This window comes from Nocardia brasiliensis NBRC 14402 (assembly GCF_000308475.2).
Taxonomy (GTDB): domain Bacteria; phylum Actinomycetota; class Actinomycetes; order Mycobacteriales; family Mycobacteriaceae; genus Nocardia; species Nocardia brasiliensis.
Window position 1 is genome coordinate 164,350 of record NZ_BAFT02000027.1, and the last position, 24,163, is coordinate 188,512.

Below are 24,163 nucleotides of genomic sequence, written 5' to 3' on the forward strand. Positions count from 1 at the left end.
GGCCGAGCGCAGATTACCGGTATTCCCGTGCGCTGAACAGTCGTTCACGGGCCGTCACCGGTTGTCCGCCTGCTATTGCCCTGGCGGACTTCCGCATTCGGGCGCGCGCGGCGGGCAACGTCCAGGTGACACCGGGGCAACGAGCCGGGTCGACCCCGGTTGACGGCACGGTCGCCGAGCCGGATTCACCGCGCGAACGGCACCTCGTCCGGCTCGCAGGTCGCGCCCGGCGCCGGGAGTTGCTGATCGATGAGGTAGCGCTCCTGCAGCCGCCGGGTGCAGTCGGTGGTGGTGTCATGGCCATAGCCATCGTCGATGACCACGAGGCGTGCGTTCACCAGGGCCTGCTGCGCGGTGCGGGCTGCGGACAGCGGCGTCACCGGGTCGTATCGGTTGCTGAACAGCAGCGCGGGCACGTCCGAGCGCATGATCCAGGGGCCCGCGTACCGCTGCGGGTAGCCGCCCTCGGGAGCCGGCCACGCGGCGCACGGCTGCCGGATGGACAGCCAGAACGCGCCGTAGATCGGACTCTGCGCACTCAAATCCCTTGCCATCGCGGGCCATTGCGCGGGGTCGCGCGGAAAAGTGTTGTCCGCGCAGGAGATCGCGGTGAACGAGTCCAGGAACCCGGGCGGCAGTGCGCTCGCGGCCAGCACGGTGCGGACCACGTCGGGGTTGCCCTCCGCGCCGCGCTCGAGCTCGGTGAGCAGCTGCGCCAGTGCGGGCCAACCCTTTTCGGAGTCGTACAGCAGCAGCGCGTGCGGGGCGATGACCTCGTGATAGGTGACCGAACGAGCCCGGTCCCCGGTGCCGACCACGATCGGCCCCTGCTGCAATCGGTCCAGCAGCGCGTTGTCTCTGGCGCGCAGATCCTCACCGCCGGTCGGCTTCTGATCGGTGCGAATCTGGCCGACCGGATCGGCGGTGGTCTGTTTACCGGCACTCGCGAAAGCACAGCGCGGCTGGCCTGCCTGCGCGCACAGCCGGAAGAATTCCGCGAGCACCTCCTCGGTGCCGGCCGCCGAGTTCGCGACCTCGGTGCGGGTATCAGAGGTGTAGGCGTCCGGGTCGATCATCGAGCCGAGGCTCAGCGCCCGCACCCGGTCACCGAAGAGCGCGCCGTACACCTCGCCGAGATAGCTTGCGTACGAACCTCCTTCGAAGGTGAGCTGGCGGTCGCCGACCGCGCGGCGCAGCAGGTCGAGGTCGCGGGCGGCGTCGACGGTGGTCAGGTGCGGCAGCAAGGCGGCGCTGTGCGCGGCACAGCCCGCGGCCAGGTCGCGGCTGGCCCGCGCCTGCTGCGCCTCCTGCTCGGCGGTTACCGGCGGCAGCCATGCCGCAGCCCAGAAGCGCTGCTGCTCTTCAGGATTCGCGAAGCAGCGGACCGGCGCGCTGCGGCCGGTACCGCGCTGATCGAAGGTCACCACGTCGAAGCGGCGCGCGATCTCGCCGGGGAACATCTCGCCTCGCGCCGCCCACTGCAGGCCCGAACCGCCCGGCCCGCCCGCGGCGGTGAACAGGGTGCCGATCCGGCGCGACTGATCCGCCGCGGGCTGGCGCACGACCGCGAGCTCGATCGTCTCCCCCTGCGGCTGCGCGTAGTTCAGCGGAACAGTCGCGCTCGCGCATTGCAGCTTGCTCAACGCCTTGTCCTGGCACGACGCCCAGTCCAGCCGCGGGGTCGCGACGGCGTCGGCCTGCCCGGCCAGGTCGGCCACGGCCTGTTCGTGCTCGTCCGGGGTGCCGCAGCCGCTCAGCGGCGCCACCAACAGGGCGAGCGCAGCGACAACGACGATCCTCCACCCACGCATATCGATTATCTTGTGCCGCGCGGACGCGGCCGTCGTCCCCCGCAGGGATGAATTGCACCCTGAGCCGGCACTGACCACCTCCTAGGACATCAACAGCCGGACCACCGCGATGGTGCCGACCACGACGATGACCGCGCGCAACACGTTCGGCGGCATTCGCCTGCCCATCTTCGCACCGAGCTGACCCCCGATGATCGAGCCCAGCGCGATCAGCCCGACCGCCTGCCAGTTCACGTCGGCGATCACGATGAAGATCAGCGCGGACACGCCGTTGACGATCAGCGCGAGCACGTTCTTGACGCCGTTGAGCCGCTGGATGTCCTCGTGCACGAGAACACCGAGCAAACCGAGCAGCAGCACACCCTGGGCAGCCCCGAAGTATCCGCCGTAGATGCCGGTCGCGAAGACCGCGACGAACAGCACCGGCCCGCCGTGCTTCGGCGCGGGCCCCTCGCCGTCCGCGCGCCGCGCCTTCACCCAGCGCGACAGCCGCGGCTGCACGACGACGAGGACCAGCGCCAGGATGATCAGCACCGGCACGATCGCCTTGAACGCGTTCGCGGGCAGCGTCAGCAGCAGAACCGCGCCGGTGATGCCGCCGAGCAGGGACGCGGTACCCAGGCGTACCAGGCGTTCGCGCTGTCCGGCCAGCTCACGACGGTAACCGTGCACGCCGCTGATGGCCCCCGGGACCAGGCCGATGGTGTTGGAGACGTTCGCGGTCACCGGCGGCAAGCCGAAGGCGAGCAGCGCCGGAAAGGTGATCAGGGTGCCCGACCCGACGATCGTATTGATCCCGCCCGCCGCGATGCCCGCGCCGAAGATGGCGAGCTGTTCGAGCCATGTCATAGGAAAATCCGTTCCTTGCTTCTTTGCGGAACGCTAGCGCCGACGTCGGATGACCCGACGACGGGACCGGGCTTCCGCCCGTGTATTGCCACCCGGTAAACTCGCCGACATCATGCAGCGGGCACTTCTTCTCGGCCGCCGCGACGGGTTCTGATTGGACCGGCTCCCGTCGCGGGGTTTTGCCGCGCCGGTCGACCCAAACCTTTGGGAAACACCACACCCCCTCGGAGAAATCGCCATGTCCCCCGCTGACGCCTTCGTATCCGGCTCCCGCACCATCACGCCGCCGTCCAAGCCCGCGCCGGCCGACCAGCCCGCGTGGAACGCGCAGAAGAACTCGTCGATGCCGACCTTCCGGTACCGTCCGTTCGCCGAGGAGGTCGAGCCCGTCACGGTGTCCGACCGCACCTGGCCGGACAAGATCATCGACGTCGCGCCCGGCTGGTGCGCGGTCGACCTGCGCGACGGCAACCAGGCCCTGATCGACCCGATGAGCCCGGCCCGCAAGCGCCGCATGTTCGACCTGCTGGTGCGGATGGGCTACAAGGAGATCGAGGTCGGCTTCCCCTCGGCCAGCCAGACCGATTTCGATTTCGTCCGCGAGATCATCGAGGACGGCGCGATCCCGGACGACGTCACCATCCAGGTGCTGACCCAGTGTCGCGCCGAGCTGATCGAGCGCACCTTCGAGGCCTGCTCGGGCGCGCAGAACGTGATCGTCCACTTCTACAACTCCACCTCGATCCTGCAGCGCAAGGTGGTCTTCCGGGCCGACCGCGCGGCGGTCAAGAAGATCGCGACGGACGCGGCGGCGCTGTGCCTGCGGATCGAGCAGCAGTACCCCGACACCAACTGGCGCTATGAATACAGCCCGGAGTCCTACACGGGCACCGAGCTGGAGTACGCCAAGGAGGTGTGCGACGCGGTCTCCGAGATCATCGCGCCCACCCCGGCCAAGCCGCTGATCATCAACCTGCCCGCGACCGTCGAGATGGCCACGCCGAACGTCTACGCCGATTCGATCGAGTGGATGAGCCGCAACCTGGCCCGCCGCGATTCGATCGTGCTGTCGCTGCACCCGCACAACGACCGCGGCACCGCGGTGGCCGCCGCCGAACTGGGCTACCAGGCCGGCGCGGACCGGATCGAGGGTTGCCTGTTCGGCAACGGTGAGCGCACCGGCAACGTCTGCCTGGTCACCCTGGGGATGAATCTGTTCTCCCGCGGCGTCGACCCGCAGATCAACTTCTCCGATATCGACGAGATCCGCCGCACCGTCGAGTACTGCAACCAGCTGCCGGTCGCCGAGCGGCACCCTTACGGCGGCGACCTGGTCTACACCGCGTTCTCCGGTAGCCATCAGGACGCCATCAACAAGGGCCTGGACGCGATGAAGGTCGCGGCCGACGACGCGGACGCCGATGTGGACGACATCGTCTGGGCGGTGCCCTACCTGCCGATCGACCCGAAGGACGTCGGGCGCACCTACGAGGCCGTCATCCGGGTCAATTCGCAGTCCGGCAAGGGCGGCGTCGCCTACATCATGAAGACCGATCACGGCCTGGCGCTGCCGCGGCGGCTGCAGATCGAGTTCTCCCAGGCGGTCCAGCGGATCACCGACGGTGAGGGCGGTGAGGTCACGCCGAAGGAGATGTGGGACGTCTTCGCCGACGAGTACCTGAGCCCGATCCGGCCGCTGGAGCGGATCCGGCAGAAGGTCACCGCGTCCGAGACCGACGGCGGCACCGACACCATCGCCGTAGTGGTCAAGGTCGACGGCGTGGAGCAGGAGATCACCGGCACCGGCAACGGCCCGCTGGCCGCGTTCATCGACGCGATCGCGACCGTCGGCTTCGACGTGCGGGTGCTGGACTACTCCGAGCACGCGATGTCCGCGGGCGACGACGCGCAGGCCGCCGCCTACGTGGAGTGCGCGATCGGTGACAAGGTGGTCTGGGGCGTCGGCATCGCCACCTCGATCACCACGGCATCGCTGCGCGCGGTGGTCTCCGCGGTGAACCGCGCGCACTGACCCGCGACGCGAGCGGCGGGCTCCTGGGTCAACCCGGGCACGCTGATCGCGCAGGTCGAGTACGGTGAGAGCCGGGCGCGACGGTCGTTGATCGACCGGGCGCCCGGCTCTCGATCTTGCTGTCGGAGACCAGATATCGGCGGCGTGTCATCCGGGCGCGTCCGCCGTCCATAGTGCGTTTGCAAGCGAAGTCCGGCAGCCGCACACGGCGACGCGAGCCCGCGAACCCCGTGCTAGCGTTGGTTTCGCACTCAAGCGCCGAGCTCTCTGCTCGAAGTCCCGAGCAGATGGGGGAACTGTGACAACTAACGACCACAACCCGACCTCACCGCCCTGGCTGCAGAGTCAAGCGGTGGACACGGCCGACGCCACGGAGTCGGAGAAATCCGCCGAGCAGTCGCCCGAGCAGACCGGTGACGTGGAAGTGCCGGCGGCCGAGGCGGAGACGCCGGACCAGCCGGAGCAGGATCCCGCGCAGCCCGACTTCAGCGGTTCGACGGACCAGACCGTGTCCTATCCGCAGGCGTCCGCGCCGCCGCAGCCCTACGGCCCGCCCGAGGGTTTCCCGCCGCCCGGCCCGGCCGAGCAATACGGCGGCTACGCCCCGCCGAACGCCGGTCCGTTCGCGCCGCCTGGCGCATATGAGCCATATCAGACCGGCGCGTACCAGCCGGTGGCCGGACACAGCGGCAGCCATCAGGTCGCGGAGGCGCCGAACCCCGGCTACGGCGAGTACCGCCAGGAGATCGGCCCCGACGGCCTGGTCCGGCGCGTACCGGAGCAGCCGGAAGCGCCCGCGCCGCAGCCCGAACCACAGGCCGCGCCGATCTACAGCTGGGCCCCGCCGCCACCGCCGGTGTCGCATCAGCCGCCGCCGGTCTACCAGCAGCAGCCTCCGCCGCAGCCGATGGGTCAGCAGCCGGCGCCGAGTTGGCAGGGTGGGCCGAATCCGCATCAGCCCGCGCAACCGTTCCAGCCGCAGCACGTGCCCGCGCCGGGTCAGCCCGGTCATTCGGTCAACGACCTGAACCTGCTCAAGCGGGCCAGGCGTGCTCCGCGCAGCGGCTGGCGCCGTGCGGTGCACAAGGCCACCGGCGGCATGCTCAATCCGGGTGAGTCCGCGGCCGACGTGGTCTACCGCGACCTGGTCGACCGGGTGAACCAGCCGGTGCGCGGCGATTACCGGATCGCGATCCTCTCGCTCAAGGGCGGTGTCGGCAAGACCACCACCACGGTCGGTCTCGGCTCGACGTTCGCGTCGCTGCGCGGCGATCGGGTCATCGCGATCGACGCCAACCCCGACCTCGGCACGCTCGCGCACCGGGTGCCGCGCCAGACCCGCTCCACCGTGCGCAACCTGCTCGAAGACCAGCACATCAGCCGGTACTCAGATGTCCGCGCGCACACCTCGCAGGCGCCGAGCCGCCTGGAAGTGCTTGCCAGCGAACAGGATCCGGCGGTTTCCGAGGCGTTCAGCGAGGCCGACTACCGCAAGGCGATCGGCATCCTGCAGTCGTTCTACAACATCATCCTGACCGACTGCGGCACCGGTCTGATGCACTCGGCCATGGCGGGCGTGCTCGATATGGCCAGCTCGCTGGTGCTGGTCACCTCGCCCGCGATCGACGGCGCGCGCAGCGCCTCGGCGACGCTGGACTGGCTCGATCACCACGGCTACGGCAAACTCGTCGAGCGCACGGTCGTGGTGGTCAACGCGTCCCGGCGTGGTGCCTCCACCGTCGACCTGGATCAGCTGCGCAAGCTGTTCCTCGACCGCACCCGCGCGGTGCAGGTGGTGCCCTTCGACGACCACCTCGCCGAGGGCGCCGAGATCGATCTGGAACTGGTGAGCAAGCCGACCAGGCGGGCGCTGCTGGAACTGGCCGCGATGGTCGCCGACGACTTCGGTTACGTCGGCGCCCAGCAGTACCACCACCCCGGCCCGATGGGTCACTGAAACTCTGAAAAACGTTGCGGCCCGGCACTTCTGTGCCGGGCCGCAGTCGTTCGCGCGACCTCAGTACTTGCCGAACAGCACCGCGGCGTTGTGCCCGCCGAAGCCGTACGAATTGTTCATCACGTACTGCACGTCGGTGTATCTGGTTGCGCCGCTGACGATGTCGAGATCGATCTCGGCGTCCTGATTATCCAGGTTGAGGGTCGGCGGTATCGCGCCGTCGCGCAGCGTCAGCACCGAGATCGCGGCCTCCAGCGCGCCTACCGCGCCGACCGAGTGGCCGAGCGCCGACTTGGGCGCGTAGATCGACGGATGGTTGCCGATCGCGGCCGAAACCCCTTTGGCCTCGGCCACATCGCCGAACGGCGTGCCGGTGGCGTGCGCGTTGACGTGATCCACCTCGGCACCGTCGACACCCGCGGTCTGCAGCGCGCGCCGCATCGCGCGCGCGTTGCCCCGGCCCTCCGGGTCCGGTGCCACCAGGTGGTAGCCGTCGGCGGTCAGGCCCGCGCCGAGCAGCCGGGCGATCGGCCGCGCGCCCCGCGCCAGCGCGTGCTCTTCGGCTTCCAGCACGAGCAGGGCCGCCGACTCGCCGAAGACGAACCCGTCCCGGTCCCGATCGAACGGACGCGAGGCGCGTTCGGGTTCCCCGACCCGCGAACTCAACGCCCGCATGTTCGTAAAGCCCGCCAGCGCAAGGGCATTGATGCGACCTTCGACGCCACCCGCGACGATCATGTCGGCTTCGCCCAGAATGATCGAGCGCCACGCGTGCACCAGCGATTCACACCCCGACGAACACGCCGACACCGGTGTCACCACGCTGGCCCGGGCGCCGAGTTCGAGTCCGAGCACCGCCGCGGGCCCGTTCGGCATGGCCATCGGGATCGCGAACGGCGAGACCTTACGATAACCCTGATCGCGCAGGATGTCGTTCGAGTCGACGATCACCTCCGCGCCGCCGACGCCGGTGCCGATCGAAACACCGAGCCGGTCCTGGTCCACCTCGGGCGCCCCCAGGGTTTCCCAGATGCGTTTGCCCATCACGTAGGCCACCTGCTGGACGTAGGACATGCGCCGCTTCTTGACCCGGTCCAGCTCGGCGGTCGGGTCGACCTTGAACTTCGCACCGATATCGATCGGTAAGCGCCCGCTCTCGACCTCCGGGTCGTCGAGTTTGCGCACCCCGCTCTCGCCCGCGAGGAGCCCCTTCCAGGTGGACTCGGCGTCGGCGCCGAGCGCGGAGGAAACCTCGACCGCGGTCACCACCACGCTCCGGAATCCTCCGTTGCGGGTGGAGAACTCGGTGATATCGCGCATTGCTGTCGCGTGTCCTTTCGTATTGCCGGATAGCCTGTCCTGCAATTTATTTGGCCGATCGGCGGCGCGTCATGTGCGGAACACTCACAGCCGGGCGCGGGAGTTGTGCGAAGTTACCAACGACGCAGGCGCGTTCGCCGCCTAAGCTCGGCACGCGACCCCGGTACCAGTGACTTCACCGAGCCGGCCCCGACCGAACGCGAAACCGCCTGTAAGAACTCGACAATTCACCGCAGGCCGACCGGGCTCCCGTCCGGCGGCGCGGATCCGGCGGTGACAGTGGCGACCGCATCCCGGAACGCCGCCAGCACGGCCGCGATGGCGGGACGGTGCTCGGCGCGGCGGCGGGTGGCCAGTTCGTAGACGCGGGCGGCGCGCACCCCGGTGAGCCGCAGCACCGACAAGCCGGGGTGCGAGACCGCGTAGCGCGGCATGAGCGCGACGGCGTAGCCCGACGCGACCACGGTTTCGATGAGGTGGAATTCGTTGAGCCGCTGCGCTATTCGTGGCCGCACCCCGGTGACGGTGGCGATCGAGCGCAGCACGTCGTCGATCGGGAAGCCGCCCTTGACGCTGAGCCAGGTCTCGTCCGCGAGCTCCTCCGGGGTCACCGCGGAGCGCCCGGCGAGCCGATGGGTCGGCGCGACCACGACGTCGATGGGCTCGCGCATCAGCATGTGCACCGAGATGCGTGAGTCGGCAACGGGCGCGGCGCGCTCGTCGCGGTGGGTGAGCACCACGTCGTTGTCGGCGAGCAGCCGGGGCAGGTCGGCGGGCGGCAGGTCCCAGTCGGTGGCGACCACGTCGACGCCGCTGTCGGTCATCGCGGGCAACACCAGGGGCAGCAAAAGCGCTCCGCCCGAAGGGAATACGGCCACCCGGACCCGGCCGCGAGGCGAGCCGCGATAGTGCGCCATCTCCGCCACGGCCCGATCCATCGCCGCGAGTACCTCATCGGCGCGCACCACCAGCGCCTGCCCCGCATCGGTGAGCCGGACCCGGCGGCCGTCGGGTTCGAGCAACGCCACGCCCGCCTCCCGGGCCAGCACCTTGAGCTGCTGCGACACCGCCGAGGGCGTCATCAAGAGCGCGGCGGCTACGGCGGCGATGGTGCCCCGGTCCGCGAATTCGCACAGCACCCGCAGCCGGTCCAGCGACATCGGCGGGCCGCCTGGGTGCTCAGCCACCGGCGCCTGTACCGAGCGAGCGCCGAGCAATGATCATGAAGCAAAACTACATCAATGATCCGTATTTATTCGATTGTTCTGATGGTTAGCCGAACGCACGATGGACCACGTGACCGCTCGTGATCGACTGCTCGGATTTACCGTCGTCCTGCTCTGGGGCCTGAACTTTCTCGCGATCCGCGTGGGACTCGATCACTTCCCGCCCTTCTTCTTCGCCGCGCTGCGGTTCGCGGTCATCGCGGTTCCGGTCCTGCTGTTCGTCCCGCGGCCGCGGGTGCGCATGCGCTGGCTCCTGCTGTACGGCACCGGTTTCGGCATCCTGCAGTTCGCCTTCCTGTTCACCGCGATGCGGGTCGGCATGCCGACCGGGCTCGCCTCGCTGGTGCTGCAATCCTCCGCGCCGTTCACCGTGCTGCTCGGCGCCCTGTTCCTGCGGGAACGGATCCGGTCGAGCCAGGTCGCGGGCATCGTGGTCGCGCTGGCGGGGATGGCGGTGATCGGCTGGGACCGGCTCGAACACGCCACCCTGCTGCCGGTGCTGCTGACCCTGGCCGGCGGTCTCGGCTGGGCCTTCGGCAATATCGGCGCGCGCCAGGCGACGGTCGAGTCGCCCGGCCTGAACACCCTGCACCTGACGCTGTGGCTGGCCGTGGTCCCGCCGCTGCCGTTGTTCGCGCTGTCCGCCGCCGCCGAAGGTCCGGCCACGGGCTGGCACGCACTCACCGGCTCCTTCTCCGCGGCCGGCTGGCCCGCCCTGGTAGCGCTCGGCTATATCGCGGTGCTCGCCACGGTCATCGGCAGCGGCATGTGGACCTACCTGATGAGCCGCTACCCCGCCGGCGTCGTCGCACCGTTGACGCTGCTGGTCCCCGTCGTCGGAATCGCCGCAGCCTGGGCGTTTCTCGACGAAACCCCCACCCCCCTGTCCCTGGTCGGTGGCGTGATCGTCATCGCGGGTGCGTTCGCCGCCACCTCCGGCAAGCGCACCGCGACCGCCACCGGCCAGGCCGCGTCCCCCGACGCGGCCACCGATCGTGCCCGTCCGCAACTGATCGAGGCCTGAGCCCGCCCGGATATTCATGTGTGCCAAAGGGTTCTGGCAACCGTCGGCACAGGTTCGCCTATCCCGGCGCCGATATCGCTATGCTCACAGCCATTGTCCGAATCAGCGTTCCCTCGGGCGAGGCACGGGGCGGGTACGCCGGTTCGGGACCTGCCGCTTTACAGTAGTGACAACATGTAACAAAGGTCCTGAGGCTAGGCACAGAGCGGCGCATGGCAGAAAATCGGTGGACCGTATCGCGCAGGAATGTTCTTCGCGGCACGGTGACGGCGGGGGTAGCAACAGCGGGGGCACTGCTGACCGGCGCGCTCAGATCCGGGCCTGCCGCCGGTGATCCGGGCGGTAGGCGGGTCGCGGTACTCGGCGGTGGCGTCGCGGGTTTGACCGCGGCGCACGAACTGATCGAACGTGGTTTTCAGGTCACGATTTTCGAGCGACGCGCCTGGGGCGGCAAGGCGCGCAGCGTGCCGGTCCCCGGCACCGGCTCCGGCGGCCGGCCGGATCTGCCCGGCGAGCACGGTTTCCGCTTCTTCCCCGGTTTCTATCAGCACGTGCCCGACACCATGCGGCGAATTCCGTTCGGCGACAACCCGAACGGGGTGTGGAACAACCTGGTCGCAGTGCCGGAGGCGCGCTTCGCCCGGCGCGGTGGCGACGATTTCCGGGTACCGCTCGGCTTCCGCGCACGCGGCCCGTTCAGTCCGGAGGCCTTCCGCGAGACACTCGGCGCGGCCCTGTCGACCGCGTTGAAAATGCCGCCCGCCGAGGGCATGTACTTCGCCGACCGCCTGCTGGTGTTCAACAGCAGCTGCGATGCCCGCCGGGACGGCCAATGGGACAACACTTCCTGGCACGACTACGTCGGCAACCACGCGCGCTCACACGAGTTCCGCGCGCTGCTCTCCCGCACGCTGACCAGCATCATGGTCGCCGCCAAGGAGAACGTCGCCAGTGTCCGCACCATCGGCAACATGGGCGAACAGTTCCTCGGCAACCCGCTGGAGATCGGCAACGACGGCGGGATGGACCGGGTGCTGAACGGGCCGACCAACGCGGTCTGGATCGAGCCGTGGCTGGACCGATTGCGCACGCTGGGTGTGCAACTCGTGCTCGGCGCCGAGGTGCGCGAGCTGGAACTGCGGGACCGCCGGATCAGCGCCGCGCGCATCGTCGACGAGCACGGCACGCCCCGCAGTGTCGAGGCGGACTACTTCGTCGTCGCGCTGCCCGCCGAACGGGCCCGCATGCTCTGGTCGCCGGAGGTGCTCGAGATCCGTCCCGAACTGGGCGCGATGGACAGGCTGGTCACCGATTGGATGAACGGCATCCAGTTCTACCTGCGCAGGCCCGCCGATATCTCGCGCGGTCACGCCGCCTACATCGACGCGCCGTGGGCGCTCACCTCGATCAACCAGAATCAGCTGTGGACGCGGAAATTCGGCGAATTCGGCGACGGCACCGTGCAGGACTGCCTTTCGGTGGACATCTCCGACTGGAACACCCCGGGCCTGCTGTACGGCAAGCCCGCCAAGGAGTGCACGCACGAGGAGATCGCGCGCGAGGTCTGGGCGCAGTTGGCGGCGCATCTCGACGACCGCGGCGACCTGCTGCGCGAGGCCGACCTGCACTCGTGGTTCCTCGATCCGGGCATCACCTGGCAGGCGGACAAGGGCCGCAACGCCAACGCCGATCCGCTGTTGATCAACACGGCAGGCTCCTGGGCACACCGGCCCGCACCGCACGGCCCGCTCGAAAACCTGTTCCTGGCAGGCGATTACGTGCGCACCAATGTCGATCTCGCGACAATGGAAGGGGCCAACGAGTCGGCCAGGGCCGCGGTGAACGCCCTGCTCGACGTGGCCGGCTCGAACTCCGAACGCTGCCGGATGTACACCCTGTACCGCGCGCCCGAACTGGAACCGCTGCGCCGCATCGACGCCGACCGCTACGCGGCAGGACAGCCGAACCTGTTCGACGTCCCGATCTGAGCGATCGGTCACCGTCGGACCGAAGCGGATCGCCGCGCCCGCGCAGATGCTTGAATCAGCTGTGGGCGAAATCAGCGATCAGATCACCGACCCGGCGGACCTGCGGCGACTACTCGGCGAGGTCACGCCGCTCGCGGCGAACAAGGAGCGCGTCGCGCTGCACCCCAGGGATCGGGACTGGATCGCGGCCACGCCGTTCCTGGTGATGAGCACCAGCGACGCCGAGGGCAACTGCGACGCCTCCCCCAAGGGCGACCCGGCGGGCTTCGCCAAGGTCCTCGACGACCGGACCATCGCGATCCCGGAGCGGCCGGGCAACCGACGGGCCGACGGCTATCTGAACATCCTCGCCAACCCGCACGTCGGCCTGCTGTTCATCATTCCGGGGCGGCCGCAGACCCTGCGGATCAACGGGCGCGCCAGGCTGGTGCGCGACGCACCGTACTTCGACGACATGGTGGTGCGCGGCCACCGCCCGATCCTGGCCGTCGAGGTGTCGATCGAGCAGATCTATTTCCACTGCGCCAAAGCGTTCCTGCGCAGCCATCTCTGGCAGCCCGAGCAGTGGCCCGACGACGGTCTGCCCAGCTGGCCGCACCTGGTCAAGGAGGTGCAGAGCGAGGTCACCGCGACGATCGAGCAGCTCGAACAGCACTACGCCCCCGCCAACTACAACGCCAAGCTCTACCAGGGCTGATACCGCCCGAACGCGACGAAAGCCGGTCGGCGACAGCTGACGGAGCCAGTTGCGCCAGTCGACACTAGACTCGCGGCGTGGCAGACATTTCGGTGCGCGGGCGAATCGCGCTGCGAGCCGCGGCGGCAGCGTCGTGGGCGTCGCAGCGGGCGGGGCGCGGTAAGGGATCGATGATCGGCGGGCTCATCGCGCTGCAGATCGATAAGACGATCATGGACCAGCTCGGGCGCGGCAAGCGCACGGTGCTGATCACCGGCACCAACGGCAAGTCGACCACGACCAGGATGACCACGGCGGCGCTCAGCACGCTCGGCGCGGTGGCGACCCAGGCCGACGGCGCGAACATGGACGCGGGCATCGTCGCCGCGCTCAGCGCGCACCGCGGCGCCCCGCTGGCCGCAATCGAGGTGGACGAGCTGCATCTGCCGCATGTCACCGATTCGCTGAATCCGGCGGCGGTCGTGCTGCTCAACTTGAGCCGCGATCAGCTGGACCGGGTCGGCGAGATCAATATGATCGAACGCAGGCTGCGCGCGGGCCTGGCGCGCCACCCCGGCACCGTGGTGATCGCGAACTGCGACGACGTGCTGGTGACCTCGATCGCCTACGACCACCCGAACGTGGTGTGGGTGGCCGCGGGCAGCGGCTGGTCGATGGACGCCACCAGCTGCCCGCGCAGCGGCGAACCCATCCGGTGGGAGGGCAGCCACTGGCGCAGTACCGGCGCGGATTTCGAACGGCCCGAGCCGAATTGGTGGCTGGACGGCAACGACCTGGTCGGCCCCGACGGAGTACGGCTGCCGCTCGAGCTGGCTCTGCCCGGCCGCGCCAATCGAGGCAACGCCGCGCAGGCGGTCGCCGCTGCCGTCGCGCTCGGCGCCACCGCAGCCGACGCGGTCGCCGCGACCGGCACGGTGCGCGAAATCGCGGGCCGCTACCGGACCGTGCAGGTCGGCGAGCATGCCGCGCGGCTGCTGCTGGCCAAGAACCCGGCGGGCTGGCAGGAAGCCCTCTCGATGATCGAGCCCGCCTCGGCCGGACTGGTCATCGCGGTGAACGGTCAGGTGCCCGACGGCGAGGATCTGTCCTGGCTCTGGGACGTGCGGTTCGAGCACTTCGAAGGGGTGCAGGTGGTCGCGTCGGGTGAGCGGGCCACCGACCTCGCGGTGCGCCTGACCTATGCCGGCGTCGAACACACGACGGTGCCGAATCCGGTGCGCGCCATCGCCTCCTGTCCCGCCGGGCACGTCGAGGTGCTGGCGAACTACACCGCGTTCCGTGACCTCAACCGCGACCTCGACGGACGGACGGCATGACCGAATCCACAGTACGCATCGGCCTGGTCCTGCCCGACGTGATGGGCACCTACGGCGACGGCGGCAACGCGCTGGTGTTGCGCCAGCGGCTGCGGCTGCGCGGCTATGCCGCCGAGATCGTCGAGATCACCCTGGCCGATCCGGTACCCGATTCGCTGGACGTGTATACCCTTGGCGGGGCGGAGGATTCGGCGCAGCGACTGGCCACCCGGCATCTGCAGCGCTATCCCGGGCTGCAGCAGGCCGCCGCGAAAGGCGCTCCGGTGCTTGCCATCTGCGCCGCGATCCAGGTGCTCGGCCAGTGGTACGAGACCTCCTCGGGCGAGCGGGTCGACGGTGTCGGCATGATCGACGTGACCACTTCGCCGCAGGCCGAACGCGCGATCGGCGAGGTGACCACCACACCGCTGCTGCCCGGCCTCACCGCGGCGCTGACCGGTTTCGAAAACCATCGCGGCGGTACCAAACTCGGCGGCGACGCGACCGGGCTGGCGCGGGTCACCCGCGGCGTCGGCAACGGGGTGGGCGACGGCCTGGAGGGCGTGGTGCAGGGTTCGGTGCTCGGCACCTACATGCACGGCCCCGCATTGGCGCGCAATCCGGAACTCGCGGATCTGCTGCTGATGCGCGCGCTCGGCGTCTCGGAGCTGGCGCCGCTGGACCTGCCCGAGGTCGACCAGTTGCGCAGGGAGCGGCTGCGCGCCTAGGCGATACGCCGGGTATCGATTATCGCCCGATAACGCGGAATTCGGCCCGATGTGCGCGCAACGCACATCGGGCCGAATTCTTTCATCGCGCCGAGTCCGCAATTGCATGTGCTCGCGACTCGAACCATTCGCTCCGTCGGATAGCGCGTCGCGCGCGCTACGCTCCCCGCTATGACGACGATCACGCCGGGCGCTGCTGCCGAACCAATAAAGCAGCCGGCCCGTCCTGCCACTTGGCCGCGGGTACGCAGCCTGCTCCGGCCGCGTCCGTTGTATCTGTCGTTGCTCGTTTCCGCCGTGGTGGCGATGAAAGCTTTCGAAATGTCGTTCGCCGCGCTCCATCATCTCGCCGTGCGGAATCTGGTGGAACCCGGCCTGGCCTCGAATGTGCCGATCGCGATCGACGGCCTGGTGGTGGGCTCCATCGTGGCCACCGCATCATTTCCCAAACGCAGCGCGGGGTGGTGGTATGCGACCGGACTATTCGTTCTGTCCACCCTCGTTTCGGTCGCCGGAAATATCGAATACGCGCGAGAAATCGGCGGCGGCCCGGTGTCTTTGATCATCTACGCCGGAATGCCGCTCACCCTGCTCTTCGCGGTCCACCTCACCCTCATCCTGCTGGCTCGCAGCACCGCGCGACCCGCCCCCGTCGTCGAGCCGGTGCTCTCGACCGAACCGGACGAGATCGCCGACCCGGTGACATCGCCCCAGCTCAATGGCCATGACCCCCGTCTCGACCCCCGTCTCGAAGGCCACGAATCGATGACACCCGCGACTGCGGTGAGCCCCGTCCCCCACGGTGGGCCGCGTACCCCCCTGCGCTTCAACGGTTTCGAAGCCGCGAACGGCCGCACCCTGCTCAACTCCAACAACCGATAGACAGGCCTCGCTGAAAATACATCCGCGCTCGACTACTTCGATGGAGTAAACATGGCTCTCACAGTCTGGCAGGACCAAGACGTCGATCAGTTCCGGGAAGTCGCGAGCAGGCTTGCCTCGGTGATCCAGAGCAGTGTTGATCGATCGGGCGCATTGAGCCAGCTCACCGAGGCGGTGGAAAGCGGGGACGCGTTCACGGACCTGTTGATCGAATTCGCCGGCCGCTGGTTCCACGAAACCGGCGGGCAGTCGGTGCTGATCGGACCGGAATTGTTCTGGTTGCTCTCCGAACCCAGTCTGCGCAAAGGGATCAGCAACGCTGTGCGCGGTCCGGAAACCGCGCCGGATCTCGAATACTCGGTGAGCAGGCGCAGCCGAAAGTTATTGCTGATCTGCGTCTTCGAGACGTTGGCGCAGAATCAATGGCTGGCGGGCAACATCGGCGAGCACATCAATATGAGCGTGACCCCGAACGCGACAATCAACACCAGCATGAACGGGGTCGGCTGAATCATTCGGACGGGCGCGGCCGCGACGTCGTACGTCCGGCCGCGCCCGAATTATGTTCACGGCGTTCTTAACTCTCCCCCGCCCCGGCCCGCCCGGATAACGTCGACGTTTGCCGTGCTGGGCGGCGCATCGTGAGGAGAGTGTCGTGTCCGACGTTGGCCTGCTGGGCAGGGCCGGATGACCGCGATCAGCCCACCGGAAACGCCGACGATCGAGGCCGGGGCGGCCGCCGTGCCGGTACGACGCCCACACCGCTCTCGTCGCTCGATCAGGCCGGTGCTCACCCGCGTCGCGGCGCTCGGCCTCGTGCTCGGACTGTGGACGATGATCACCGAGGCGGGCTGGGTCGATCCGCTCTATCTGCCCTCGCCCCGCGCGGTATGGGATGCGTTCGTGCGGGCCAACTCCCGGCACCCGATCGCGGCCGGGGTCGACCGCACGGTGATCGGCGAACAGAACTATTACCTGTGGGAACACCTGGTCGCCAGCTTGCAGCGGATCGCCGCCGGGGTGGGCCTCGCGATCGTGGCCGGGCCGCTGGTCGGCTTCGTGATGGGCATGCTCACACCGGTGCGCCTGATCACCGAGCCGATCCTGAACTTCCTGCGCTCGCTGCCGCCGCTCGGCTACATCGGCCTGCTGATCGTCTGGTTCGGCATCGGCGACGTCGCCAAGATCTGGCTGCTGTTCCTCGCCGCCTTCCCGCCCATCGCGATCGCCACGCTCAGCGGCGTCACCGGCGTCAAGCAGGACTATCTGAACGCGGCCCGTGCGCTGGGCGCCGGTCGGGCGCAGGTGATTTCGCGGGTGGTGCTGCCCGCGACGCTGCCGGAGGTGATCGGCGGTATCCGGATCGCCACCGCGTTCGCCTGGACCACCGTCGTCGCCGCGGAGCTGAACAACGGCATTCCCGGCATCGGCGGCCTCGCCTATATCGCGGGCACACAACTGAATACGCCGCTGACCATCGCGTGCATCATCGTGATCGGCTGCGCCGCACTCGTGCTCGACTCGGTCATCAAATTTCTCGGCGCCAAAGCAGTTCCGTGGAAAGGCAAGGTATGAAATCCGCTGTGCGTCGTGCCGTCACGACCGGACTCGCCGTGGCGGCCGTCCTCGCGACCACGGCGGGGTGCGTCGAATCCGGCCGCGGCGACACCGGAGCCACGGGCGCGCAGGCGAGTTGCCCGTTCGCCGCGGACCCCGGTGTCACCACGACGGCCCGGATCGGTTACCAGGCGATCCCCAACGCCGATCTGCTGGTGAAGGATCGCGGGCTGCTCGCCGCCTGCCTGCCGAACGCTAAAGTCACCTGGAGCCAGTTCGCTTCGGGCGCCGACGTGGTGCAGGCGTTCGGCGCGGGCGGCCTCGATATCGGCACGCTCGGCTCGGCGCCCGCGACCAAGGCGCTGTCGGCGCCGCTGCAGCTGCCGGTGCGGGTGCTGTGGATCCACGATGTCATCGGCAAGTCGGAGTCGCTGGTCGCCCGGGACGCCGCGATCACCGACCTGGCCGGGCTGCGCGGTAAGCGCGTCGCGACGCCGTTCGGCAGCACCGCGCACTACAGCCTGCTCGCCGCGCTGGGGCGGGCCGGCCTGGCCGCGGACGTGCAGCTGATCAACCTGAAACCCGACGCGATTCCCGGCGCGTGGACCGGTGGCCAGATCGACGCGGCGTGGGTGTGGGATCCGACCCTGTCGAAACTGCTCGAATCCGGTGGGCATGTCGTGACGTCCAGTGCCGATACCGCCGCGGCGGGGGCGCCCACCTTCGATCTGGCGGTGGCGAACCGGCAATTCCTGGACGAGCACGCGCGCTTCGCGGTGGTCTGGGCGAAACTCCAGGACTACGCCGTCCAGCAGCTGCGGACCGCGCCCGCGGACGCGGCCGTCTCGATCGGCGCGCAGCTCGGTATCGATCCGAAGCTGGTCGGGCCGCAGCTGGCCGGATACAACTATCTCGGCGCGGCCGAGCAGGCCGACGCGAAGTATCTCGGCGGCGGCTTCAGCGGCGATCTGCGCAAGACCGCCGAATTCCTGCTGAGCCAGGGCGGCATCGACGCCGTCGGCGACGAAACCGCCTACCGTGACGGCATTTACGTCGACGCCGCGAAGGGCGCAGGCTCGTGACGGTGCGCGCGGATGCCGACCTGCGGCACCGGGTCACCCTCGCCGGGGTGAGCAAGTCCTACCCCGGCAACGACGGCCCGACGCAGGTGCTCGGCCCGACGGACCTGACCATCGAGAGCGGCGAATTCGTCTGCGTCGTCGGCCCTTCCGGCTGTGGCAAGTCGACGCTGCTGAACCTGCTCGCCGGTTTCCTCGAGCCGAGCGCGGGCACAGTCCGGGTCGGCGACCGTCCCGTCACCGGACCGGACCCCGACCGCGGCGTCGTCTTCCAGCAACCCAACCTCTACCCGTGGCTCTCGGTCCGGCAGAACGTCGAGTTCGGCCCGAAAGTCCGTGGCGTGCCCAAGGCCCGGCGCGTCGCCGAGGCGGAGCGGATGCTGACCCTGGTCGGCCTCGACCACCTCGGCGGTCGCCGCCCCTACGAGCTGTCCGGCGGGCAGCAGCAGCGCGCGCAGATCGCCCGCGTACTGGTCAACGATCCACAGATCATCCTGATGGACGAACCGTTCGGCGCGCTGGACGCGCTGACCCGCGAAAAAACTCCAGGGCGAACTGCTCACGCTGTGGCGCGATCGCCGCAAGACGGTCGTCTTCGTCACGCACAGCATCGATGAGGCGCTCCTGCTCGGCACCCGGGTCCTGGTCATGGGCGCCCGCCCCGGCCGGGTGATCTACGACGAGCCCACCTCGTTCAAGGCCGATCTCGTCGAGCCGACGTTCGCCGCCATCCGCGACCGGGCCGGGTTCGCCACGATGCGCGACGAGGTCTCGGCCCAGATCTACGCCGCGCACGAATAGCGCTCCGGGACAAGCTCACCCGGCCGAACGCGCGCAGAGTTCGTGGGCCAGGCGCATCTTGTCGAGCACGCGGTCCGGGAGCACGAACGGGTAGAGGTCGGGGTGTCCCATGGAGCGGTTGACCATGTTGAGCGACCAGGCCAGGGGCAGCCAGAGGTCGATGATCTTGTCGAAGCCGGAGCGGCCGACCTGCGGACGGTCGAGGCTGGCGCCGGCGGGGGCGATACCGAAAGCCGCTGCGGTGTCCAGGGTGTCGCGGATGTGCAGATAATGCGCGAAGGTTTCGGCCCAGTCCTCGGCGGGATGCATGGTGGCGTAGGAGGATACGTAGTCGGACTCCCAATTGGGCGGCGCGCCTTCGGCATAGTGGCGCTCCAGCGCGGCCTGATAGTCGGCGTCGGGATCGCCGAACAGGTCCCGGAAGCGCTGGCGCGCCTCGTCGTCGTCGACCAGGACCATGAAGTAGTAGTGGCCGATCTCGTGCCGGAAGTGCCCGAGCAGCGTGCGGTACGGCTCGTCCATCTCGATGCGCAGTTGCTCGCGGTGCGGATCGTTGGCCTCGGCCAGATCCAGCGTGATCACACCGTTCTTGTGGCCGGTGATCACCTGCTTGTCGACGCTGGAGAGCAGGTCGAAGGCCAGGCCACGGGCCGAATCCCGGTCGCGTCCGACGATGGGCAGGCCCAGCTCGGTCAATTCGACGATCAGCCGGCGCTTGGCCGCTTCGGCCTCTGCGAACGCGGCCAGCCCCGCGCCGTCGAGATCGTTGGGGCGGGTCCGGGTCAAGCGGCACGACGCGCACAGCACCGGCTGTCCGTTGCCGTCACCCGCCCCGTCCTGCGGCACCTGGACCAGCCAATTGCACTGCGCCACATGGAGGTTGTCGCACAACCGGAACCGGCTCGCGTCCACCACACCGGCGGCCACGTCGATCGCCGCGTCACCCGGCGGGTCACCGATCACCACCAGGCTGAGCGTGCTGAGACTGAAACCCAGTGGGCTGGAACAGGACAGGCACACCGAGTTCTCGAAGGCCAACTGCTGGCCGCAATGGGGACAGGCGAAATCACGCACGCTGGCTCACACCTCCACCGGAGAGACGTCGACCGAAACGGTAATTGTGCTCTCTTTGGCGTCGGTATAGATGATGCCACGCAGCGGCGGCACGTCGGCGTAATCGCGGCCCCAGGCCACGGTGACGTAGCGTTCGTCGCCGAATTGGTCGTTGGTGGGGTCGAAGTCGATCCACCGCCCGGTGCGGTCGTGCGCATCGGCGCCGGGCACCCACACGGCGGCCCAGGCGTGCGTGGCGTCGGCGCCGACCATGCGCTCCTTGCCGGGCGGCGGGTCGGTGGCCAGGTAGCCCGAGACGTAGCGGGCGGCCAAGCCGTGCGAGCGCAGGCAGGCCACGCCGACCCGGGCGAAGTCCTGGCAGACGCCGGTCCGGGCCGCGAATACGTCGGCGACCTTGGTGGACACCGTGGTCGAGCCGGACCGGTAGGCGAAATCCGCGTGGATCCGGCTGTTCAGTTCGGCCACCGCCGCCAGCAGCGGCCGCCCGGGGGTCAGCGATTCGGCCGCGTACGCCGTGACCTCCGGGGTGATCTCGGGCGGGCGCAGATCGAGGGTGAACTCCACGGCCAGCGGCCCCGTCGCACCGGTCGGCCGGGCGGTCTCCCACGGCCTGCCCGCCGGGCCCGCCCCGGCGTCACCGGGCCGGTCGACCTCGACCAGGGACTCACCGGTGACCACCAGGGTTCGATGTTCGGCCGTGACATGGAAATACGACGTGGTGTTGCCGTACACATCCGAGCCGATGGACTGATCCGAGGGCACCGGATCGACCGACACCTCGTGTGACAGCAGCCGCTGCCCCGGGAATTCCCGCGGCGTCAGATACGCGCGGCCATAGGAGCTGGTGACCTCGTCGGAGTATCGGTAGGTGGTGCGATGGGCGACGCGATACCGCCGGGCCGCGCCGGTGCGCTCGCTCATCCGACCACCCGGGTGCTACCCCACAGCGGCTGGAAGCCCGCGGGCAGCGCCAGTTTCGCGGTCTCGAACGATTCGGCCAGCTTGCGCAGGCGCAGGTGCACACCGTCGAGCAGTTCGGCCAATTCGGTGCGCCTGCCTGCGTCGTCGGTGACCTCCAGATCGTCCGGATCCACCCGCCGCAGCATGCGTTGCGCGTCGGCGAGCAACCGCTGCGGCCGCGACGAGCCGGATGCGCCGGGCAGCGCCCGCAGGTCGGCGTCGAGCCGGTCCAGCTGATAGGCCAGCGAGCGCGGGTTGGCGGTATCGAAGAGCAGCAGCCCGGCGACGGCCGCGATGCGCACCGAATCCCGGTGCCGCCGTCGATAACTCACCTGCGATTCGGCCGCCCGCAGCACCGACTCGGTGACCACCTGCTCGGTCTCCTCCGGGTAGGTCTGAGTCAGCGCGGCGGACATCAGCGCGGTCAGCGCGAGCCCGCGTTCGATGCGTTTGCCGATATCCATGACGTACCAACCGGAGTCGCGCACCAGCGACTCGGCACCGATCCCGGACAGCGACAGCAGCGCGGCCAGCGTGAGCGAATGCACCGCCGACAGCGCGGCTTCCCGATCCTCGCCGAATCCCCGATATTCGGCCATGGCGCGGTCCACCGCGCTGAGGATCATCCAGGTGTCGTTGGAGAGCTGGTCGCGCACGGCCCGCGCCGCGTTCGCGTAGCGATCGACCGCAAAGGCCAAGGAGCCGGGCAGATCTCGGTCGACGGTCAACGCCACCAGATAGTCGTGCCCCTCGCGGGAGGCCCCGGCCACCGCCGGCCGGGGCGGCGGATCCACGGGATCGGCACCGGTGTCGGCCATCCCTGCCGCGGTCGCGGCCGCGACGATCGCTTGGCCGAGCACGCCCGCCTCCGTCGTGACGGTCACGTTCTCGGAATCCGGCTGGGTCTGGGTCTGGCTGCCCGCCGAACTCGTTTGCGTCGCAATGCGATCCGGCGCCACGCCCGCTCCGGCGTCCACGAGTGGCATCGCATCGCCGGCTGGGGTGCCGGATAAGAACGCGGCCGGCGCGACGGTCGCGGTCGCCCGCGCCAGCGCGGCCATCAGGACCGGTAGCGCCTCCGCGCCCTCCAACCACGGCCGGTACCGGAAGTCCTGGTACCGCTCGTGCGTGGCCATCAACAACCGGGCCGCCGCTTCGGCGCGTTCGCTGTAGCGGCCCATCCAGAACAGGTCGTTGAGCACGCGCGGCGAACTGATCGCCGCCACGATCGGCAGCCGCCGCGAGACCCGCTCCTCGTGCGGGGCCTCGGTGCCGACCGCGGGCACCGGTGCCTGCGCGGCCCGCACCCAGATGTCCTTGGCGGCGATCTTGATCACCACCCGATCGGGCAGCGTGCGCTGATGCAGCTGACCGAGGCCGCCCGCCATCGCCGTGTAGCCGCCGCGCCGGGCCATCGAGAACAGCCGCATGCCGACCGGGGCGGGGGTCAGTCCGCCGTAACCCTCCACCGCGGGCGCGACCGAGAACTGCGCCGGCTCCTGGCCGACCCACTGCCAGCCGGTGGCCTCGATCCGCGCGCGCAGATCGGCCCGCTGCCGGATGGACAGCGCGGGGCCGAAGATCGTCGCGCCGTCGACGGCGGAACGAATGATCAAGCGGTGCAGGTTCTTTGTCAGATGGGCGCGTTCCTTGTCGTCGCCGCCCCAGCAGCTCGGCGCGCTCTCCAGCAGCAGATCCTCGCCGAGCAGCGCCTTGGCCAAGCGCGGCAGGAAACCGGTCAGGGCCGGGTTCTCCAGCAGGCCGCTGCCCAGGGTGTTCACCACGGTCACCGCGCCCCTGCGCAGGACCTCCACCAGACCGACCACGCCCAGCCGCGAGTCCGGCCGCAGGTCGAGCGGATCGGAGAACTCCGCGTCCACGCGCCGCAGCACCACGTCGACCCGGCGCAGCGTGCCCAGTGAGCGCATCCACAGCGCGCCGTCGCGCACCACCAGGTCCGCGCTTTCCACCAGCGGGAAGCCCAACATGGACGCGAGATTGGCTTGGTCGTAAGCGGTTTCGGAATGCACACCCGGGCTCAGCACCACGACCACCGGATCGTCGGCCTCACCCTCGGGGGCCGACTCGATCAACATCAGCCGCATCGCCCTGGCGAACGGGGTGAGCGGCCGGGGATTCGAGTGTTCGAACGCCTCCGGGATCGCCGTCGACACCACCCGGCGATCGGCGAGTGCGTAACCCGCGCCCGACGGCGCCTGGGCCCAGTCGGCGGTGACCCGGAACCGGCCGTCGCTCCACCGGCTGATATCGCAGGCGTGCAGGAACAGCTGATGCCGCCCCGGCACCGTGATGCCATGTGCGGCACGGACATAGCCGCTGTAGCCGAAGACCACCTCCGGCGGGAGCAGTCCGTTGGTGAGCATCCGGCGCGGGCCGTACACATCGGTGAGCACCTCGTCGAGCACCCGGGACCGTTGCACCAGACCGGCCTCCAGCCGGGTCCAGTCGTCCGCGGAGATGAGCAGCGGAATCGGATCCAATCGCCACGGCGTCGTCACCGCCTGCTCGCCCGAGCCGGTAACCTCGGTATAAGTGATGCCGTCGTCCTCGATCAGCCGGCGCACGCGGCTGTCCAGCCTGCCGAGGCCGGTGGTGCCGAGTTCGACGAAATCCGCGGACAGCTCCGACCACATGCGGCGCACCCGGCCGCCGGCGTCGACCAGCTCGTCGTAGTACCCCTCGGTGGGCCGGCCGCATTCGTCGTAGGGGGCGGTTTCCACCCCGCCGCTGCGGTAGCGCGCGAATTGCTCGGCAACCTGCTCGCGCACGCCGGGCGCGGCGCTCGGTGCCCGCCGCCCATCCTGCGACGACGCTTCGGCTTCGCGCATTGTCACCGCGCCGACCTCGCTTCCCCTGTCAGAC

General features: G+C 69.3%; 20 protein-coding genes. 13 read left to right on the top strand and 7 right to left on the bottom strand.

Features of this window, described 5'->3' with window-relative positions:
• Positions 1–185: 185 nt before the first annotated feature.
• Together TY25_RS07245 and TY25_RS07250 are read right to left on the bottom strand one after the other, a co-directional pair.
• Positions 186–1,811: an alpha/beta hydrolase gene (locus TY25_RS07245; RefSeq protein ID WP_042255043.1), complete on the bottom strand. Its 1,626-nt coding sequence runs from the start codon at positions 1,809–1,811 to the stop codon at positions 186–188.
• 81 nt (positions 1,812–1,892) lie between these two features.
• A complete protein-coding gene (locus tag TY25_RS07250) occupies positions 1,893–2,660 on the bottom strand; it encodes a sulfite exporter TauE/SafE family protein (protein WP_042255045.1) in 768 nt (255 codons plus the stop codon).
• A gap of 238 nt (positions 2,661–2,898) precedes the next feature.
• Here TY25_RS07250 and leuA point away from each other — a divergent pair, with 238 nt between their 5' ends.
• Positions 2,899–4,692, top strand: a complete 1,794-nt coding sequence (gene leuA / locus TY25_RS07255) for a 2-isopropylmalate synthase (RefSeq protein ID WP_042255048.1) — start codon at positions 2,899–2,901, stop codon at positions 4,690–4,692.
• Between the two features lie 298 nt (positions 4,693–4,990).
• Positions 4,991–6,649, top strand: coding sequence for a MinD/ParA family ATP-binding protein (locus TY25_RS07260; RefSeq protein WP_226887088.1), 1,659 nt, complete (start codon positions 4,991–4,993; stop codon positions 6,647–6,649).
• A gap of 60 nt (positions 6,650–6,709) precedes the next feature.
• Here TY25_RS07260 and TY25_RS07265 read toward each other — a convergent pair whose 3' ends face one another.
• Entirely contained in the window at positions 6,710–7,969 is a 1,260-nt protein-coding gene (locus tag TY25_RS07265) for a KasA/KasB family beta-ketoacyl-ACP synthase (protein ID WP_042255052.1), read from the bottom strand.
• A gap of 227 nt (positions 7,970–8,196) precedes the next feature.
• On the bottom strand, positions 8,197–9,129 hold the full coding sequence (locus tag TY25_RS07270) for a LysR family transcriptional regulator (RefSeq protein WP_042255053.1): 933 nt from the start codon (positions 9,127–9,129) through the stop codon (positions 8,197–8,199).
• A 136-nt stretch (positions 9,130–9,265) separates the two neighbouring features.
• Between TY25_RS07270 and TY25_RS07275 the strand changes: the two genes are divergently transcribed.
• From TY25_RS07275 to TY25_RS44640, 11 genes are all read left to right on the top strand, one after another.
• A complete protein-coding gene (locus TY25_RS07275) occupies positions 9,266–10,219 on the top strand; it encodes an EamA family transporter (RefSeq protein ID WP_042255236.1) in 954 nt (317 codons plus the stop codon).
• A gap of 212 nt (positions 10,220–10,431) precedes the next feature.
• Positions 10,432–12,207: a hydroxysqualene dehydroxylase gene (locus TY25_RS07280; protein WP_042255055.1), complete on the top strand. Its 1,776-nt coding sequence runs from the start codon at positions 10,432–10,434 to the stop codon at positions 12,205–12,207.
• Positions 12,208–12,253: 46 nt separating this feature from the next.
• Positions 12,254–12,904: a pyridoxamine 5'-phosphate oxidase family protein gene (locus tag TY25_RS07285; protein ID WP_042255056.1), complete on the top strand. Its 651-nt coding sequence runs from the start codon at positions 12,254–12,256 to the stop codon at positions 12,902–12,904.
• A 77-nt stretch (positions 12,905–12,981) separates the two neighbouring features.
• Complete coding sequence (locus TY25_RS07290; protein WP_042255058.1) at positions 12,982–14,220, top strand: MurT ligase domain-containing protein; 1,239 nt, start codon at positions 12,982–12,984, stop codon at positions 14,218–14,220.
• A complete protein-coding gene (locus tag TY25_RS07295; RefSeq protein WP_042255059.1) occupies positions 14,217–14,927 on the top strand; it encodes a type 1 glutamine amidotransferase in 711 nt (236 codons plus the stop codon). The genes TY25_RS07290 and TY25_RS07295 overlap by 4 nt, the downstream gene beginning before the upstream one ends.
• 171 nt (positions 14,928–15,098) lie before the next feature.
• Entirely contained in the window at positions 15,099–15,809 is a 711-nt protein-coding gene (locus tag TY25_RS07300; RefSeq protein WP_081868724.1) for a DUF2637 domain-containing protein, read from the top strand.
• A 51-nt stretch (positions 15,810–15,860) separates the two neighbouring features.
• Positions 15,861–16,319, top strand: coding sequence for a hypothetical protein (locus TY25_RS07305; protein WP_042255060.1), 459 nt, complete (start codon positions 15,861–15,863; stop codon positions 16,317–16,319).
• A gap of 177 nt (positions 16,320–16,496) precedes the next feature.
• A complete protein-coding gene (locus TY25_RS07310) occupies positions 16,497–17,384 on the top strand; it encodes an ABC transporter permease (RefSeq protein WP_042255061.1) in 888 nt (295 codons plus the stop codon).
• Complete coding sequence (locus TY25_RS07315; protein ID WP_042255062.1) at positions 17,381–18,448, top strand: taurine ABC transporter substrate-binding protein; 1,068 nt, start codon at positions 17,381–17,383, stop codon at positions 18,446–18,448. The genes TY25_RS07310 and TY25_RS07315 overlap by 4 nt, the downstream gene beginning before the upstream one ends.
• Positions 18,445–19,062, top strand: a complete 618-nt coding sequence (locus tag TY25_RS07320; RefSeq protein WP_369405380.1) for an ABC transporter ATP-binding protein — start codon at positions 18,445–18,447, stop codon at positions 19,060–19,062. Before TY25_RS07315 ends, TY25_RS07320 begins: the two co-directional genes overlap by 4 nt.
• A 31-nt stretch (positions 19,063–19,093) precedes the next feature.
• A complete protein-coding gene (locus TY25_RS44640) occupies positions 19,094–19,246 on the top strand; it encodes a hypothetical protein (protein ID WP_369405381.1) in 153 nt (50 codons plus the stop codon).
• 15 nt (positions 19,247–19,261) lie between these two features.
• Here TY25_RS44640 and TY25_RS07325 read toward each other — a convergent pair whose 3' ends face one another.
• From TY25_RS07325 to TY25_RS07335, 3 genes are read right to left on the bottom strand one after another with little or no spacing between them, the layout of a single operon-like run.
• Positions 19,262–20,320, bottom strand: a complete 1,059-nt coding sequence (locus tag TY25_RS07325; RefSeq protein ID WP_042255063.1) for a zinc-binding metallopeptidase family protein — start codon at positions 20,318–20,320, stop codon at positions 19,262–19,264.
• A gap of 6 nt (positions 20,321–20,326) precedes the next feature.
• Positions 20,327–21,241, bottom strand: coding sequence for a transglutaminase family protein (locus TY25_RS07330; protein ID WP_042255064.1), 915 nt, complete (start codon positions 21,239–21,241; stop codon positions 20,327–20,329).
• Positions 21,238–24,129 carry a circularly permuted type 2 ATP-grasp protein gene (locus tag TY25_RS07335; protein WP_063602709.1) on the bottom strand — a complete coding sequence of 964 codons (2,892 nt, stop codon included), beginning with the start codon at positions 24,127–24,129 and terminating at the stop codon, positions 21,238–21,240. Before TY25_RS07335 ends, TY25_RS07330 begins: the two co-directional genes overlap by 4 nt.
• Between the last annotated feature and the right edge of the window lie 34 nt (positions 24,130–24,163).

Bases quoted from the DNA above. Each gene is read 5' to 3' on its own strand.
- TY25_RS07245 (WP_042255043.1), bottom strand. From the start codon at position 1,811: ATGCGTGGGTGGAGGATCGTCGTTGTCGCTGCGCTCGCCCTGTTGGTG.
- TY25_RS07250 (WP_042255045.1), bottom strand. From the start codon at position 2,660: ATGACATGGCTCGAACAGCTCGCCATCTTCGGCGCGGGCATCGCGGCG.
- leuA (WP_042255048.1), top strand. From the start codon at position 2,899: ATGTCCCCCGCTGACGCCTTCGTATCCGGCTCCCGCACCATCACGCCG.
- TY25_RS07265 (WP_042255052.1), bottom strand. From the start codon at position 7,969: ATGCGCGATATCACCGAGTTCTCCACCCGCAACGGAGGATTCCGGAGC.
- TY25_RS07270 (WP_042255053.1), bottom strand. From the start codon at position 9,129: ATGTCGCTGGACCGGCTGCGGGTGCTGTGCGAATTCGCGGACCGGGGC.
- TY25_RS07280 (WP_042255055.1), top strand. From the start codon at position 10,432: ATGGCAGAAAATCGGTGGACCGTATCGCGCAGGAATGTTCTTCGCGGC.
- TY25_RS07285 (WP_042255056.1), top strand. From the start codon at position 12,254: ATGCTTGAATCAGCTGTGGGCGAAATCAGCGATCAGATCACCGACCCG.
- TY25_RS07295 (WP_042255059.1), top strand. From the start codon at position 14,217: ATGACCGAATCCACAGTACGCATCGGCCTGGTCCTGCCCGACGTGATG.
- TY25_RS07300 (WP_081868724.1), top strand. From the start codon at position 15,099: ATGACGACGATCACGCCGGGCGCTGCTGCCGAACCAATAAAGCAGCCG.
- TY25_RS07305 (WP_042255060.1), top strand. From the start codon at position 15,861: ATGGCTCTCACAGTCTGGCAGGACCAAGACGTCGATCAGTTCCGGGAA.
- TY25_RS07310 (WP_042255061.1), top strand. From the start codon at position 16,497: ATGACCGCGATCAGCCCACCGGAAACGCCGACGATCGAGGCCGGGGCG.
- TY25_RS07315 (WP_042255062.1), top strand. From the start codon at position 17,381: ATGAAATCCGCTGTGCGTCGTGCCGTCACGACCGGACTCGCCGTGGCG.
- TY25_RS44640 (WP_369405381.1), top strand. From the start codon at position 19,094: ATGGGCGCCCGCCCCGGCCGGGTGATCTACGACGAGCCCACCTCGTTC.
- TY25_RS07330 (WP_042255064.1), bottom strand. From the start codon at position 21,241: ATGAGCGAGCGCACCGGCGCGGCCCGGCGGTATCGCGTCGCCCATCGC.
- TY25_RS07335 (WP_063602709.1), bottom strand. From the start codon at position 24,129: ATGCGCGAAGCCGAAGCGTCGTCGCAGGATGGGCGGCGGGCACCGAGC.